Raw genomic sequence first — 16,188 nt, 5'->3', positions numbered from 1 at the left:
GCTGGGAGGAAGAATGGGCGATCTGACGCAAACAATAACCGGATACGACCTGTGGCATCTGGAACTTCCAGTAACGTCCCGCCGAGATCACGGTATCGGGTCTGTCGAAGGTGTTTGTGAGGTCGTGATCCTGCGCCTGAGGTCGGAAGATGGCAGTGAAGGATTTGGCGAGGCCTCGCCCTGGTCGGTGTTCACAGGCACGCCAGAAGCAACTTATGCCGCACTCGACCGGTATCTGCGGCCTTTTGTCGTCGGTGCGAAAGTCGGGGATCGGGCGGCGATCATGGCGCGTGCCGCCTATGTGGTCGCCCATTGCACCGAGGCCAAAGCCGCTTTGGAAACTGCTTTGCTGGATTTAGCTGGTAGGATCAGCGCGGTGCCGGTCTGGTCGCTTCTGGGTGGCAAGTACCGTGGAACCATCCCGCTAAGCTGTTCGATCGCCAATCCTGACTTTACTCAGGACATCGAACTGTTGGCACGGTTGCGGGACGATGGCGTCCGGATCGTCAAGCTAAAGACCGGGTTCAAAGATCATGCCTTTGACATCATGCGCCTAGAAAACCTGGCCCGAAACTATCCTGATTTTTCTGTCCGCGTGGACTATAACCAAGGGCTTGCCATTGAAGACGCACCAGCACAAGTGCGGGACGTTGCGCAGTTCCATCCCGATTTCATCGAGCAACCTGTACGGGCTCATCACTATGACCTGATGGCAAAGCTACGTCAGATGATCGACGTGCCTCTGTTGGCTGACGAAAGCGTCTTTGGTCCTGAAGACATGGAACGTGCATCCCGAGACGGCATTTGTGACGGTGTCTCTGTCAAGATAATGAAATCCGCAGGTCTGACACGTGGTCAAACAGTTGCCCGCATCGCCGCGGCGCATGGTCTTAGCGCCTATGGTGGCGATATGTTCGAGGCTGGATTGGCGCATTTGGCCGGCACTCACATGATCGCCGCAACGCCTGAAATCACACTGGGCTGTGAGTTCTATCAGGCTTCGTACTTTCTGAGAGAGGATATTCTGGAGGAACCATTCGATGTAAGAAATGGTCATGTCGTTGTCCCTGATGGGCCAGGGCTGGGGGGCAAGCCAGACGTCACAAAGCTTGACCACTATGCCGTGGCCAAGGCGGTGGCGGCATGAGTGAATCCAAAACAATCGCTATCATCGGCGCAGGAATTGTCGGTGTTTCTGCTGCCGTTTGGCTGCAACGGGATGGCCATGATGTAGTCCTGATCGACAAGGAAGGCCCGGGCGAGGGTACCTCGCACGGGAATGGCGGGGTGTTGGCGTCGTGTTCGATCGTGCCGGTGACTGTTCCGGGTCTTTTGAAGAAAGCCCCGAAAATGCTCCTCAGCCCGTCGCAGCCATTGTTTCTGAAATGGGGGTATTTGCCGAAGCTGGTCCCTTGGTTAATGCGCTACCTGCGCCATGCCAACGCTTCAGACGTTGACCGCATCGCATCCGCCCTGACGCCCATCATCGGAGACAGCCTGAACGACCACAAAGCGCTGGCCGAAGGCACGATCGCCGAAAGGTGGATCGTTCCGTCGGACTATCTGTTCTTGTATGAAAACCGGGCCCATTTCGAAGGCGATGCCTTTGGATGGGAAATCCGGCGCAAGCATGGCTTCCACTGGGAAGAGCTGGAGGGCAAGGCCTTTCAAGCCTACGATCCTGTCTTTAGCGAAGATATCGGTTTCGCCGCAAAGCTGGCGGATCACGGACACATCACCGATCCGGGGCGCTACGTTAAAGATCTCGCCGCGCATGTGGAAGCAAACGGTGGCAAGATCATGCGGGCCAATGTCGAAGACGTCGTTCGTGAAAACGGACAAGTCGCTGGCGTGCGAGCCGGTGGGGAAACGATCGCGTGTGACACGGCCATCGTGACGGCGGGGGTCTGGTCTGGCCCACTGGCCAAGCGACTAGGAGTTTCAGTTCCTCTGGAAAGCGAACGCGGTTATCATATTGAATTGGTAGAGCCTTCTGCCATGCCGCGTAGTCCGGTTATGGTGGCCGCGGGCAAGTTTGTGGCGACGCCAATGGACGGACGCATTCGGCTGGCAGGAATCGTTGAATTCGGCGGTCTAGATGCGGCGCCATCACGCGCACCGTTTGACCTGATGCGAAAAAATGCCCGGGCCGCGTTTCCCGGCGTGACATGGAAGGAGGAAGTGGAATGGATGGGGCACAGACCCGCTCCGGCTGACTCGATCCCGATCATTGGCGACGTACCGGGTATCAAAGGGGCCTATATGGGCTTTGGACATCATCATGTTGGCCTGACGGGCGGGCCAAAGACTGGACGCCTGTTGGCGCAAATGATTGCGGGCAGAACCCCGAACACGGATATGAGCGTCTATGCGCCTTCGCGTTTCACAACATAAGACAGACCGGTGAAAAACACCGACACTTTAGTACTCAATAGGGAGAAAACGATGAAAAATCTAACCAACCTACTGGCAGCGACTGCTTTGACCGCCGCCACCGTGGCACCAGCACTGGCCGAGAAATGGGACATGCCGATGGCTTATTCGGCATCGAATTTCCATTCGGCAACAGGTGCGGAATTCGCCAAATGCGTCACTACCGGGACAGGCGGTGAGATCGAAATCGTCACCCACCCCTCGGGATCGCTGTTCAAAGGTGGTGACATCAAGCGCGCAATCCAAACCGGGCAGGCGCCAATCGGCGAACGTCTTCTTTCCGGCCACCAAAATGAAAATGCGCTGTTTGGGTTCGATTCTATTCCGTTCCTCGCCACTTCGTTTGACGACAGCGCGAAACTCTGGGACGCTGCCAAGCCGTCTATCGAAAAGCTTTTGGCCGAGCAGAACCTGACACTGCTTTACGCCGTGCCGTGGCCACCACAGGGTCTGTATTTCAAGAACGAGGTAAACTCGGTCGCGGATATGGCAGGCATCAAATTCCGCTCGTACAACAACGCCACATCCCGACTGGCCGAACTGACGGGAATGCTGCCGGTTACCATCGAAGCTGCCGAAATCAGTCAGGCTTTTGCGACTGGCGTTGCTGAGTCCATGGTGTCATCCGGATCGACCGGTTATGACCGTAAGGTTTGGGAGAGCCTGAGTTATTTTTATGAAGTAGACGCGTGGTTGCCGCGAAACTACGTCATGGTTAACTCGGAAGTTTGGGCCGGCGTGTCTGACGCCAATAAAAACGTCATTCAGGCTTGTGCGTCGCTGGCTGAATACGCCGGTAACTGGCGTGCCAAAGAATACACAGGGTTTACTCTGCAAGGTCTACGCGATGGCGGAATGACCGTTGGTCCGGCTTCTGACCAGATGGTGGGAGAGCTGAAAGAAATCGGCGTGACGATGACAAACGAATGGCTTGAAGCGGCAGGGGACGAGGGCAAAGCCATCGTCGATGCATTCAGCTCGTCGCAGTAATCATCATAAGGCGGGCGGGGGCCAACCCTCTGCCCGCTGTCACTCAAAACGAACCACAGCGGGGACGGTATGGCGGTATTGCGAGGGCTTCGGTCCGTACTGGATTTCATCTATTTGGCGGCGGGTGTGCTGGCAGCGCTCAGCCTGATTGCCATATTGTTGCTCATCGTCGTTCAGATGTTAGCCCGCTGGACCGGGGAAGTATTTCCAGGCGCTCCGGATTATGCCGGATATGCGATGGCGGCGGCGTCGTTCCTTGCCTTCGCCAATGCGTTGAATCGCGGCAGCCATATTCGGGTGTCAATCCTGTTGAACTCTGTCCCGGACGGGGTGCGCCGTCTCCTTGAAATCTGGTGCTTTACCATCGGCGCAGCAGTGATGTGGTACTTTTGCTGGTACGCCTATCGCTTTGTCTACTGGAGCTGGAAGTTCAACGATATCAGTCAGGGTCAGGACAAAACTGCGCTGTGGATACCGCAGTCAACCATGCTGATCGGGGCGATCATCCTCGCCATCGCCCTGACAGATCATCTGATCCATGTGCTGTTCCGGGGCGATCACCGCATCGTCCGTGATCTGGCCGATCAAAGCCACGGAGAATAGGGATATGGAGAACGTATCTGTCATCATCCTGTTTCTTTTTGTCCTTTTTACGCTGCTTGGGTCCGGCGTATGGGTTGGACTTGCTCTGATGGGCGTCGCGTGGGTCGGAATGGAGCTGTTCACTACCCGACCGGTTGGTGACGTGATGATCACCACCATTTGGTCCGCCTCGTCCTCGTGGACGCTGACAGCGCTGCCAATGTTCATCTGGATGGGCGAGATCCTGTACCGAACACGATTATCCGAAGATATGTTCAAAGGGCTGTCCCCTTGGATGGCCCCTATGCCCGGTGGGTTGGTGCACACCAATATCGTGGGCTGTACGGTCTTTGCCGCTGTTTCGGGGTCCTCTGCTGCCACTTTGACCACAGTTGGGAAAATGTCGATCCCAGAGCTGAGAAAGCGCAATTACCCCGAGAAGATGATCATCGGGACGCTGACTGGGGCGGCGACTTTGGGGCTTATGATCCCGCCTTCGCTGACGCTGATCGTTTATGGTGTGACGATCAATGAATCGATCACCAAACTGTTCTTTGCAGGCATTCTGCCGGGGCTTGTGCTGGCAACCATGTTCATGGGCTATGTCGCGATCTATTCGAAGGTGGGTAAAGACTGGAACCCGAACGATGAAAGCAAACTAAGTTTTTCAGAAAAGGTCAGGAATTCCCGTTTTCTGTTGCCTGTGATTTTGCTGATCACAGTGGTTATTGGATCGATGTACCTGGGCTATGCCACCGCAACCGAAGCGGCTGCTTTTGGTGTGATCGGGGGGTTGTTACTGGCGACAGGTCAAGGATCGTTGAACTGGAAAACGTTCACCGAAAGCCTGATGGGAGCGACACGCACCAGCGCCATGATTGCATTGATCTTGGCCGGGGCCGCGTTCTTGTCGTTGTCCATGGGATTTACCGGTCTGCCACGCGGGCTGGCGGATCTGATCGCTGGCTGGGAGTTGACCCGGTTCGAACTGTTGATGGTGCTTCTGGTCTTCTACATCATTCTGGGCTGTTTTCTTGACGGGATATCCTCGGTTGTGCTGACCATGGCAGTTGTCGAGCCGATGATCCGTGACGCCGGGATTGACCTGATATGGTTTGGCATCTTCATCGTGGTTGTCGTCGAGATGGCGCAGATCACGCCGCCGATCGGGTTCAACCTGTTCGTGATGCAAGGTATGACGAACCACGAAATGAGTTACATCGCGCGCGCTGCCATCCCGATGTTCCTGATCATGGTTTTGATGGTATTCGTGCTGATCTGGTTCCCGGAACTGGCCACGTGGTTGCCTGACAACTTACGTCAGGGGCCCGGAGGTTGACGTCACACGCCTGGCACTTGTTCCGCAAACAGACAAAGAGCGCATTGAACTAGGGTAAAAAGTTCTGCTGCTGTTGTTTTAGAGCGAACAGATGTCAACGCGAACTCGTTGCTTTCCGACATTTGCTGCGCGTTGGAGTATCTGGGCGTGACATATCTGTAAAAGCCGAAAGAGCATAAATCGGAGTTCAAATTCGGCGCAAATAGAACCCAACGAATGGCAAGGAGTGGCGTACGAACTAGTTCTCACGAAAACATACGAAAAAAAACATCAGATGCCGGTGTTCTTGTCGTTGGGACGGATGTGTCAGGGCTAAAGGTCGTCATACGGGGTGGGCGTAGCGCCCAAGCAGAAATGCAGACGCCGCGAGCTTTCGCTCATTTCAGACTCACCGAACAAGATTTGTGATAAGATATGACCAAGAAAGAGTTTTGCGGGGGGACGTCGTGAACCCGATCCAGAACTATCTTTATAACCAGCAGCGCCGCTCTGGACCTCGGCCTCTGCTGTGTTACAGCCCGTCAACAAGCCTGTATTTCGGCACTGACGGCAACGTATCAAGCTGCTGCTACAATCGCGAATCTCTAGGGTATTACCCGACCCAATCAATCCGCGAGATTTGGGAGGGCCGTGCGCGCCAAACCCTGTGCAAACGCATCGCGGCGGACGATCTTGGCGGCGCGTGCAACGGGTGCGGGTCGCAAATCGAAACCGGAAATTTCGGAGCCGTTGTCGCACAGCATTTCGACCGCTGGACGCCAAATCCGGATCATCCAACTTCGCTGTCTTTCGAGTTGCATAATGCCTGCAATCTGGAATGCATCATGTGCAACGGAGAGCTTTCTTCGCGGATCCGCCGGTTCCGCGAAAGACGCCCCGCCTTGCCGCAAGCTTATGGCCAGTCTTTTGTCGACGAACTGGAAGAGTTCATCCCCCATCTTGAGGGCACGACATTTTATGGCGGCGAACCTTTCGTCATGCGGCTGTATTACCTGATCTGGGAACGGCTCATCGCCCTGAACCCGGATTGCGAAATCACTATACAGACCAATGCGTCAATCCTTCCGGATCAAGCCCGTTCAGTTTTGGAACGCGGCAACGTGCATATCGGCATCTCGCTCGACAGTGTTCGGCGCGACACTTATTGCTCGATCCGTCGCAATGCCGACTTTGACACTGTGATGGCAAACACACGCTGGCTAGCCGACTATTCGCACCAAAACAACCGACCAATCGGGATTTCGGCCTGCATTATGACCGTCAACTGGCAGGAGCTGGTTGATCTGTTGGAGTTTGCCGATGAACTTGGCGCGGTCCTATACTTCAATACGGTCTGGGAGCCGGAGCATCTGTCGCTTGCTTATGCCGCGCCAACATTGATCCAGAGAGTGATTGAGCTTTATGGCACGCTTGCGGTTGAACGTGGCCTCCGTGGCCCAACGCACGCTGCAGCAACGCTGACCTCGACCAATTTGGCGGGCTACGTCGCGCTTTTGAGCACATGGTATCAGGCTGCAATTCGGCGCGAGACCGAGGGCAAATTGGCGCAAAACGCTGCTTTGGTGTAAGTTGGGCGGGTCAGCACGGCTACGATAGGGGCTGAAATGGCCAAAACTACCAGAAAACAACCAGCAAAAAAACCAACGAGGAAGGCAAAGCGGAGCGCGCCCAAACCTAAGCCCGCGCCAACGGAGTCTTCTAAGAAACCAACGGAAATTGAGAATGACAATCCGAGCCTGCAGCCGGCCCGCTCGCGGAAAGATGGGCAAGCCGACCTGCAGGCCGCGATGGAGGAAAGCTACCGTCAGCTACAGTCGATCTATACGGCCTTCACCCAGCAATACACCGACGCTGGGACACAGTATCAAAAGCTGTCGGAACAAGGATATGCGCCTGAGTTGGCTGACCTTTACAAAGAATTCACCGAAACGCGCGGTGCTGAGATCGCGCAGGAGGGTCTTCAGCTTGCCATTCGATATGCTGCATCGGCGCAAGTTTTGTCCAAACGATATACTGATGAACTTTTTCATTTCCTGAATACACGCGGAATGAACGGCTATTTGACCGACCCGGCACCAGACCCTCAGGCGGCATCGATTTCGCTGTCTGGTGCTGCGGGCACAACCCTGTCCGCTAGTTTTGATGTTGAGAATAGCACAGCCACCAGTGTCAGCCCCCGTGTTTCAACGACGCCGGTTCTGGATGACTCTGGTACGGCTCTTGAAGGTGCGATGATCGATGTCGTCCCAGAGCTTATCAACCTCGCGCCCGGTCAAAAGCAAACGGTAAAGGTTATGATACCGCTTGATGCTGACCTCTACCGCGAAGGGGTATGCTATTCGACTGCCCTTGTGATTGTTGGATTAGGTCAGGCGCGCAACCAATTGATTTCTTGTCAGATAGACGTCACGTAATTGGCCGCATCAATCGCCAGATACGGTAACTCCACTCACCCGACTTCATCGATTCATAGACAGCCGATCCAGGGGCGGCCAGAAAGTTGCTCATGTCCTGATCGCCTCCAAAGGCACCAAGGCGCGACGCCGCGATTTCGTCACATGACAGCAGCACATTAGGTGTGATGTCTCGTTCATCTTCAATCACAAAGCCCAGATCTTTCAGTAGTTCGAGGCATTGATGCAGTTTTCCGACCGGCAAGAGATCGGTGTACAGAAACGCACCACCCGGTCTCAGAACCCGCATGACCGATGCGTAGAAGCGCTGTATGGCAGGGTAGGTATGAGAGCTTTCGATGTTGGTCACAGCGTCGAACTGCGCATCCTTGAAAGGCAAGTCCTCGGCGTCGCCCTGCAGAAATGTCAGCCTGCCGTCAGTGTGTGTCTTTCGGCAAAAATCGATCGCCGCGCCTGAGAGATCCACGCCGGTGACCGCGGCAGGTTCGAAGAACTCAACCAAGGTTCTGGCTGTTCCACCCCGTCCGCATCCCACATCCAATAGGGTTTTGCCATCAACAGGGTAGGTTCCGATCACTTCCAGCGCCAGTTTGACCGAGTTTCGGTTCATCATCTTGGCGCCAAGTTCTGCTTTTGATGCCTCTGTCGCACCGTTTGATACGTAGCCATAGTTCAGAAAATGTGCGAAGGAACCGAAAGCGGACCCATCCAGTTGTTTGGTCACACCGTCATACATGTCCTGAAAGCTTTTCTTAGCACCCTCCAAGCTTAGGTCCGGATCGGTTGTCGCAGAAGTGTGATTGGCCTCGGCTGGTTGGGGCGGCTCCCGTTCCTTCCCTATGTTTTGCTCAATTAACGGGGCTAGCCCTGCAATCGTTGGCGCGTCAAAAATCTGACCGACCTCTGGGGTGTAACCAAACCGCTCTTCGATCCGCATTGTCATCTCAATGGCAAGCAGCGAATGGCCGCCCAATTCAAAGAACTTATCGTGGATACCGACGGGGCTTAACCCGAGAAGTTCTTCCCAAATCCCCGCGAGGATAGTCTCCATGTCGGTCTTTGGTGCCTCAAAGGGATTGGTCAGGTTCGGACGGTTATGGCCACCTGTTGAAGCTTCCGCCGTGTGTGGCGCGGCGGTGAAGTCGACCCATTCGGCTAGTCTCGTCTTCAATGGTGTAGTGGAAATGGCAATCTGGTTGGCATCAAGCGCTGCCAGCCGCAAAAGCGCCTCGGCCCCATCTTCGGGCGAAATGGCATCTTCTCCGTGGATCTGATCTGCAAAAGCCCATTGATCCCAATTGACCGAAATCCACCGGGCGTCCGTGGGCCGGGACGCGGCAAAGCTGTCGAGCATCTGATTGGCAGCCGCATAATACCCCAGATTAACTCCGCCAAGAACCGCAGAAAGCGACGATCCAAGAATAACAAAATCCGGGGTATGACCTTGTAGTGCCTTGGCCAGCGTTTGTGCACCGCCGATCTTCGGATTAAGCTGGCGCGCCAGATCGTAGGATTTCAGCTTCTTCAGCTTTCCGAACCCGTCTTTCACGTTTCCCGCCATATGAAAAACACCATCAATTTCGCCAAACAGTTCTCGGCCATCGGACAGGGCTTGTTCAAGCGCCTTTTGGTCTGTCGCATCAGCCTTCAGAGCAAGTACATGGCCCTTGCGGTCCAAATTCATCAGCGTGCGTGCAAGGGTCGCGGTCTTGTCAAATTCGTCCGACCCGGCGGTCAAGGCCTTCCAATTGGCCTTGGGTGGTGCGCCGTTTCGAGAAATGAGAACCAGTTTCGCCTGATATTTTTCGGCTAGCATCCGTGCGATCGACAATCCGATATTTCCGAGACCTCCAGTAATCACATAGACGCCGTTTGTTTTGAAAAGCGGCGAGGGATCAATGGGCTCCAACGGCTGCGCAGTGCAGCTCAGAACGTGTCTTTTGCCGCCAATATACGCGACGCTGGGCGTGAATTCAGACGCCTGTAGTTCGTCCAGCACCCAGCGCGCAAGCTGGTCCGCGGCGGCCGTAGATTGATCGTCTTTAGCGACATCCACAGTTGTGATCTGCAGTGATGAAACTTCCTGCCCCAATGTCTTCGCCAAGGCGAGGGTGGCTGACGCTGCAATGGAACATGTTCCATCGGGCCGGGCTGATTGTGCCTGCGCTGTCAGCGAAATCATCTGAAACTTCGCCATCCCATTCGTTTTGGCAAGTTCGATGGCCGCATTTTGCATTGTGCTTATGCAGGTTTCAGCATCTTTAAGCATCAGAGGCCAAAAGGAAACGACATGGGTGATCGGGCTGGCCTCAAGATTGAGTTTGGCGGCCAGTTGTCTCATGTGTTCCGGGTCATGGGGATTCACAACAAAAGATCCGTCTTTTCGCTGCATGAACCGTTTCCCCGCCCTGGCCTTGATGGTTGTTACGCCTTGCTCTTGTAGTGAGTTCTGTAAGCTGTTCGCAGCGCTGCGTTTGTCGCTGAAGATCAGCACGCGTGCTTCATCGGGAAAGGTGGATAAGTTCTCGATTGATGTTTCAATCCAGTCAGGCACATAGGCCCAATCAACCATGGCCTTGCGTGAGGCGGCAGCCTGCATGCTTGGGTCTTCGCCGCCACCGACCCAGTAACTGTCGCGTTCGAACGGGTAGGGTGGCAGCGCCACCTTTCGCCGAACTTCGCCCCTGTAATATGTATGCCAGTCAATATCCGCACCTTGCGCCCACAACTGACCGAGCGCGTCCGTCACAAGATCGACCTCTTCCGAAGGCCCCGCCTTGCTGTCCATCGACGACAGTGCAACAGAGTTGTTGCCCACAAGCTGAAGTCCGGCAAGGTTGGTCAGCGAGCGGCCCGGTCCGATCTCAAGGAAGATCGCATCTTGCAACGCCAGACCACCTTGCACACAGTTGGCAAAACGAACCGTGCTTCTGATATGCATGGCCCAATAGGCGGGGTCAGTTGCGGCCGTTGCCGTCAGCACGTTGCCAGTGAGGTTCGAGTAGGTGTCGACACTTGGCGGCCGCAAACGTACATCCTTGAACGCCTCAATGAATGCATCGAGGATCGGATCCATCATGGCGGAATGGAACGCATGAGACGTTCGCAGCAACGTCGGAGTGATCTTCTGGTTTTCAAGCCGTTTGGCCAGTCGTTTTATAGCTGGTGTCGGACCCGCCACCACTGTCATGCTAGGCGCATTGACGGTCGCCACCGCAATATCGTCCGGTAACATAGGCCGTACGTAACTCTCGTCTTTCGGGATCGACAGCATTGCGCCGGGTTTGCAGGACGCCATCAAAGCACCGCGCCGCGCCACAAGCTTCGCCGCATCCCTCAAGGTCATGACCCCTGCGAGTGTCGCCGCCACGTATTCGCCAATGCTGTGACCAATCATGGCGCGTGGGCGAACGCCCCACGACATCCAAAGCTGGGCGAGCGCATATTCGACCGCAAACAAAGCGGGTTGTGTGAACTGGGTCTGCTTCAACTTATCAGCTGCGCGTTTTCGATCCTCTTTCTTTGGAAACACAATAGGTTTCAGATCCAGATCGGTTGCTGCCCGGAACGCGCGGCAACACCGGTCGAATGCGCGGCGAAAAACGGGTTCGGCCCGGTGCAGACCTCTGCCCATATCCGGATATTGTGAGCCTTGGCCGGAAAACATGAACACGACGGGGCGGTCTTCGCCGTTGGACTGAAACGTGCGCACTTTTTCGGTATTGTGAGACAGAAGCGCGAGCGCGCTGCCGGCCGGATTGTCGGAGTCAACACGCACATAGCGCCGATGCACGAAACGGGTCCGGCCGGTTTTTGCGGTATAGGCAATGTCGGCGAGTTCAGATGAAGTTGCCGTCATGATTTGGCGGGCCTGTGCCAAAGCCAGCCGATTCAGCGCTGTCTCACTTCGGGCGGACATGACCACCAACTGCCGCTTGCGTCCTGGTCCTGAGCTGGTCTGCTTTGGCGGTTCTTCCAGAAGGACATGCGCATTTGTTCCGCCCACCCCAAATGAACTGACACCCGCGCGCCGAGGCCCGTCTTTTGCCTGTATCGTGGCAGCGTCGCGATTCACGTAGAACGGGCTTGTCGGAAAATCGATCCCCGGGGCGGGAACACTGAAATGGGGGTTGGGTGGCACTTTGCCGGTTTCGGTCACCAGTGCAGCCTTGATCAGACCGGTGACCCCAGCGGCGCAGCTGAGATGTCCCAGATTGGCTTTGACCGAACCAATTGAACAGAACTGCGTGTCATCCGTTGATTTGCGAAAGACACGCGTCAGGGCCGAAACCTCGATGGGGTCGCCGAGCATCGTCGCTGTTCCATGGGCCTCGATGTATCCGACAGAACGCGGTGCAATGCCTGCCATCTCAAAGGCAGTCTCAATCGCGCGCGCCTGTCCTTCTGCACTTGGCGCGGCATAGCTGACCTTGTTTGCTCCATCGTTGTTATGCCCGAAACCTCTGATCACGGCCCGTATGCGGTCTCCGTCGCGGATCGCCTTGTCCAGGCGCTTTAAAACAACAAGCCCGACGCCGCTGCCGACGATAGTGCCCTGAGCGGCGGCATCGAACGGGCGGCATTGCCCGTCGGGTGACAAGATTCCACCCGCTGCAAACAGATAACCGCGCCGCTGGGGAACTTTCACCGTCACTCCGCCGGCCAAGGCAATATCGCAGCTCTCTTCCAGTAGGCTTTGGCAGGCAAGACACGTAGCAACCAGCGATGTCGAACACGACGTCTGAACGGTGATAGCTGGACCGGTCAGGTTCAGCTTATAAGCCACCTGAGTGGCCATGTAGTCTTTATCGTTTGTTATCATCAATTGCATGCCGTCCAAAAATCCCAGACGATCAAGATTGCGATTGATCAGATAGAGGTATCCGGACAATTCGCACCCGCCAAACACGCCGATATCACCCTTGTAGCGGTTGGGGACGTACCCGGCATCTTCCAGACTGTGCCAGGCGCATTCCAGAAACAGGCGGTGTTGAGGATCGGTCAGTTCGGCGTCACGGGGGCTGAACCCAAAGAACTCGGCGTCGAACTTGTCGACATCCTCGAGTAGGGTGGCTTTGTTGACGTAGTTGGGCAGTTCATGGATGTCTTTGGGAACACTTGCTCCTTCCATTTGTTCGGTTGTCAGCGTTGTTACAGCTTCGCGCCCGGCCATAAGGTTTTGCCACAGCTCGTCGACAGTCGCAGCGCCGGGAAAGCGGCCCTGCATTCCGATGATCGCGATGGAGTTTTCATCCGGCGCGATGGAAGTCCTTTGAGTGTTCATTCAGAGAGCCATCAACATAGTCAAACAATGAGTCGGCGAAATCCGGGTTAGAAAAGGGAAAGAAGTGATCGCCCGCAAAAAGACGACACTCGAACCGAAGGCGCGTCCGATGGCGCCAGCCGAGAACGGCATCAAATGGAACCCGCGGGTCGTTATCAGAGCCTACGGCGAGGATCGGGCAATCAAGCGGCGGATGGTTTTCTGCGTCATCCGCGTCGTAACGTTCCAGCAAGGTGAAATCGGCGCGCACAGCAGGCAACACCCGGTCCATCAAGTTAGCGTTGGCGAGAACGTCCGCCGGCGTCCCATCAATCGCTTCCAGCTCTTTCAGAAACGCGATGCGCGGCAAGCCGGATATCGCGACCTCATGGGTGGCCATTTGTGGCGCGCGCCCCGCGACGACGAGCAAATTGGGCACGCGACCCTTTGCCCCCAATGCTCGGGCTGTTTCATAGGCCAAAAGTGCCCCGAAACTGTGCCCAAACAGGGCGTAGGGCCGATCCGTGAGCGGCAGTATTTTTGTGACGACGGCAGCGAGGAGGGACGGCCACGATTCAACAGGGTTGTGGTTCAATAGCGCTCCTCGACCTGGCAATGTTATGGATCTGACGTCCAAAACCGGCGCAAAACCGCTTATCCAATCTTGAAAGCGCTCTCCCGCGCCGCCTGCATGCGGAAAACAGAGCAGGCGACCGGACAGACCTGCACAGGTAGCGTCATGCGGATTCAATGCGATTTCAACACTCACAGCGTCTGTCACCTCTGGCGATGATTATCGGCACGCGCTGCGCACCCAACCACTGATCTGCCTGTACCATAACACAAATTGGTCCTTTTGGCGCGCCAGCTCGTGTGCGGCTGATCATCAAACGTGATCAAAGACGCCAAATATGCTACTCTTAGCTCACCATTTGCATGTTTTACGTGCCAAACACTTATTCATATTGAGGTGCATGTCATAGGCACTGCACCGATTGCATTCGGAGGTGACGATGCCAGGCGGCGGCAAAGGCGGAGGTGGCAGAAGCACCGTAAACGTCAACAACGGACCTATTTCAATCGATTCAGATACCGATGCGGATGTCACGGTAAACGGTCTCGATGATATAGGTGTTACGCTCAATGGTGGAGCGAACCCGGTCAAGTCTGAGACCAAGCTTGAGGGCGGGGATCCGATCAAAACGGAAAGCCTTCAGGACATCAAGATTTCTGAGCCGATAGTCACCGAAAGCTCAAGCGATCTGACGCTCGAGATTAAGCCGCTGTCGATCGATGTGAAACCGGTGGCATTGGATTTCTGCACCACGGTTAACTACGGCAAGCTGCCCACCGGCATCATCTGCCAACCGTACCACCACCATATCGGCGTGACCTATATGGGTGTCGAGTATTACGGCGTGACCTATAGCGGTGAAAGCAAGCAGATCTACGAAGAGTTGCCTTTCCGTCCTTCGGTCCAGTTACCGGCGCAAAGTTCGGCACCGTCGTCGGGGCATGCTACTGCCGGTAAGCAACCCAGTTCTGGTGGTGTGAAAATCCATATCAAGTAGGCGCGACATGGCAACGGCATCAAAGAAAACAACCTCAGACGTCAAACTTGCTGAGCCGCTTGTTTTGATTGGCGAACCGGGTGCGTTGTGCGGCACTCTGAGCCTTGAGAACGCGGGTGCTGAACGAAAGGCACTGCGCGATCTTAAGTTGACCCAAGTGCCAGCAAAGGGGGGAAGGGGTACAAAAGCCAAGGTATCTGAACCGGCCTTGGCCGTTGATTTGCCACGCGTCAAAATTCGAGCCGGCACCAGAAAAGCTGTCCCTTTGACGGTTGCCCTGAAACCGTCGACGCCACCCGGCATATACACGATGTCATTTCCCTTAGACGGCGCGGACCATCAGGCCCAAGTCATCGTAACCGAGGTCGTCGATTTTGAGGTTTCACCCCCCGAAGTGTTTGTGGTGGGAAAGAAAGGTGCAAAGGTCGAAAAGCTGATGGCCTTTCAAAACCATGGCAACGTTCCTGTCACCATTCCGGCAATCGGAGCCGTGCAACTTGATCTTGACGAGATACACTGCCGGGCACAGCGGGCAACGCTAAAAAAGCTCGAAGATACGGAACGTACGCTGGACGATGTGATGCGCGCCATGTCGCTCAGTTATGAGGCTGAGCTGGCGAGTTTCGCGCCGCTTAAGGTCACCAACGAAGCCATTACACTGGAAGCGGGTCAGGCAGCATCACAAATCTGGACCTTTCAGATCCCGAGCAAGATTCCAGTCCGCGTCGAGACCACTGCATTCATACGGATTCTTTCGGAAACTGTGACGGCACGCATTTTGGCTGTCTGAAGGTTCCTCTATCCGCGCTTAGGAGGCAAGAACATGCAAAAAACGATGACACCCCCCGGTGGCAGCTATGCCCGAAAACCCGAGGTGTTCTATGCATATTGCTATCGCACGCAGAGCATGCGGATGATGGATATTGACGACTACCTCTGCAGTCTCCGGGAAGGGTACACGCAGCTGCAGGCCTACTACTCCACCGCACTTTATGGGGTGCCGGGCGTGCAGTATTCTCCAAAACAGTGTGGATGCGACTACGGGTGTGATTGCTGTGACAGCCCGAGCGTTTACGACAGCTGCTGCGAGTGCTGTATTTGTGATGGAGACGTATTGATCGAGGCTAGGTGTTCTGAACGGCGCGTCATCTCGATTACGTTTTCCAACGACGGCCGGCGAACACGCGACGTGACACTTTCACTAAGCAGTTTCACAACGGCAAGCGGGCGCGATCTTGGGTGGAATGCTTCTTTGTCTGAAACCAAATTCACATTGGGGCCTTGCGAGGAAAAAGTTATTTCGCTCGCTGTCAATATCGATTGTTCTGTGTTCCACAAAGACCATGGCACGGGCAAATCCTCGAAAGATCGCGAAGAGAAAGACGATCAACGTCGTCACGATGTGGACCGCTGTGAAGTCGCTTATGCGCGCATTAACGCGGATGGGTGCATCAACCGGCCCGTTCTTGTCGCAGTCGCCGTTCTGCCAAATCAGTGCGACAGCCATATTTCCACCTGTAAGTGCGATTGCTGCTGACCTGAGACCAAGCTAACAGATCGGAGCCCGTATTTGCGCCCCATTTTCGATAGGCGGTA

12 protein-coding genes are annotated in these 16,188 nt (G+C 55.4%); 10 read left to right on the top strand and 2 right to left on the bottom strand.

What is annotated here, in order from left to right; all coding sequences use genetic code 11:
- Positions 1–13: 13 nt before the first annotated feature.
- The 7 genes from Q1B21_RS02030 to Q1B21_RS02000 all read left to right on the top strand — a co-directional run bounded on the left by Q1B21_RS02030 (position 14) and on the right by Q1B21_RS02000 (position 7,758).
- Entirely contained in the window at positions 14–1,147 is a 1,134-nt protein-coding gene (locus Q1B21_RS02030; RefSeq protein ID WP_299885278.1) for an enolase C-terminal domain-like protein, read from the top strand.
- Positions 1,144–2,394, top strand: coding sequence for an FAD-binding oxidoreductase (locus tag Q1B21_RS02025; RefSeq protein ID WP_299885275.1), 1,251 nt, complete (start codon positions 1,144–1,146; stop codon positions 2,392–2,394). The genes Q1B21_RS02030 and Q1B21_RS02025 overlap by 4 nt, the downstream gene beginning before the upstream one ends.
- Before the next feature lie 51 nt (positions 2,395–2,445).
- Positions 2,446–3,423 (top strand): TRAP transporter substrate-binding protein, encoded by a 978-nt coding sequence (locus tag Q1B21_RS02020; RefSeq protein ID WP_299885271.1) that lies wholly within the window; start codon positions 2,446–2,448, stop codon positions 3,421–3,423.
- Between the two features lie 69 nt (positions 3,424–3,492).
- Positions 3,493–4,026: a TRAP transporter small permease gene (locus Q1B21_RS02015; protein WP_299885268.1), complete on the top strand. Its 534-nt coding sequence runs from the start codon at positions 3,493–3,495 to the stop codon at positions 4,024–4,026.
- A 4-nt stretch (positions 4,027–4,030) separates the two neighbouring features.
- Positions 4,031–5,344: a TRAP transporter large permease gene (locus tag Q1B21_RS02010; RefSeq protein ID WP_299885265.1), complete on the top strand. Its 1,314-nt coding sequence runs from the start codon at positions 4,031–4,033 to the stop codon at positions 5,342–5,344.
- Between the two features lie 446 nt (positions 5,345–5,790).
- Positions 5,791–6,912, top strand: a complete 1,122-nt coding sequence (locus Q1B21_RS02005; protein ID WP_299885262.1) for a radical SAM protein — start codon at positions 5,791–5,793, stop codon at positions 6,910–6,912.
- 219 nt (positions 6,913–7,131) lie between these two features.
- Positions 7,132–7,758 carry a hypothetical protein gene (locus Q1B21_RS02000; protein WP_298932815.1) on the top strand — a complete coding sequence of 209 codons (627 nt, stop codon included), beginning with the start codon at positions 7,132–7,134 and terminating at the stop codon, positions 7,756–7,758.
- On the opposite strand, the gene Q1B21_RS01995 is transcribed toward Q1B21_RS02000, so the two are convergent.
- A complete protein-coding gene (locus Q1B21_RS01995) occupies positions 7,751–13,042 on the bottom strand; it encodes a type I polyketide synthase (RefSeq protein ID WP_299885257.1) in 5,292 nt (1,763 codons plus the stop codon). The two genes, Q1B21_RS02000 and Q1B21_RS01995, sit on opposite strands and share 8 nt — an antisense overlap.
- The gene (locus Q1B21_RS01990; RefSeq protein WP_299885254.1) at positions 13,008–13,790 is read right to left on the bottom strand and encodes an alpha/beta fold hydrolase; all 783 of its coding nucleotides are present in this window, start codon (positions 13,788–13,790) and stop codon (positions 13,008–13,010) included. Before Q1B21_RS01990 ends, Q1B21_RS01995 begins: the two co-directional genes overlap by 35 nt.
- Before the next feature lie 244 nt (positions 13,791–14,034).
- Here Q1B21_RS01990 and Q1B21_RS01985 point away from each other — a divergent pair, with 244 nt between their 5' ends.
- Genes Q1B21_RS01985 through Q1B21_RS01975 form a run of 3 tightly spaced genes read left to right on the top strand, consistent with a single transcriptional unit; the run spans position 14,035 to position 16,129 of the window.
- The gene (locus Q1B21_RS01985; RefSeq protein WP_299885251.1) at positions 14,035–14,592 is read left to right on the top strand and encodes a hypothetical protein; all 558 of its coding nucleotides are present in this window, start codon (positions 14,035–14,037) and stop codon (positions 14,590–14,592) included.
- Between the two features lie 7 nt (positions 14,593–14,599).
- A complete protein-coding gene (locus tag Q1B21_RS01980; protein WP_299885248.1) occupies positions 14,600–15,382 on the top strand; it encodes a hypothetical protein in 783 nt (260 codons plus the stop codon).
- Positions 15,383–15,415: 33 nt separating this feature from the next.
- Positions 15,416–16,129 (top strand): hypothetical protein, encoded by a 714-nt coding sequence (locus Q1B21_RS01975; RefSeq protein ID WP_299885245.1) that lies wholly within the window; start codon positions 15,416–15,418, stop codon positions 16,127–16,129.
- Positions 16,130–16,188 lie beyond the last annotated feature (59 nt).

Origin of the sequence: uncultured Ruegeria sp. (assembly GCF_947504215.1) — a bacterium.
Lineage (GTDB): Bacteria > Pseudomonadota > Alphaproteobacteria > Rhodobacterales > Rhodobacteraceae > Ruegeria.
Note: the sequence above shows the minus strand (reverse complement) of the source record. Positions and strands in the feature narration are given on the sequence as shown.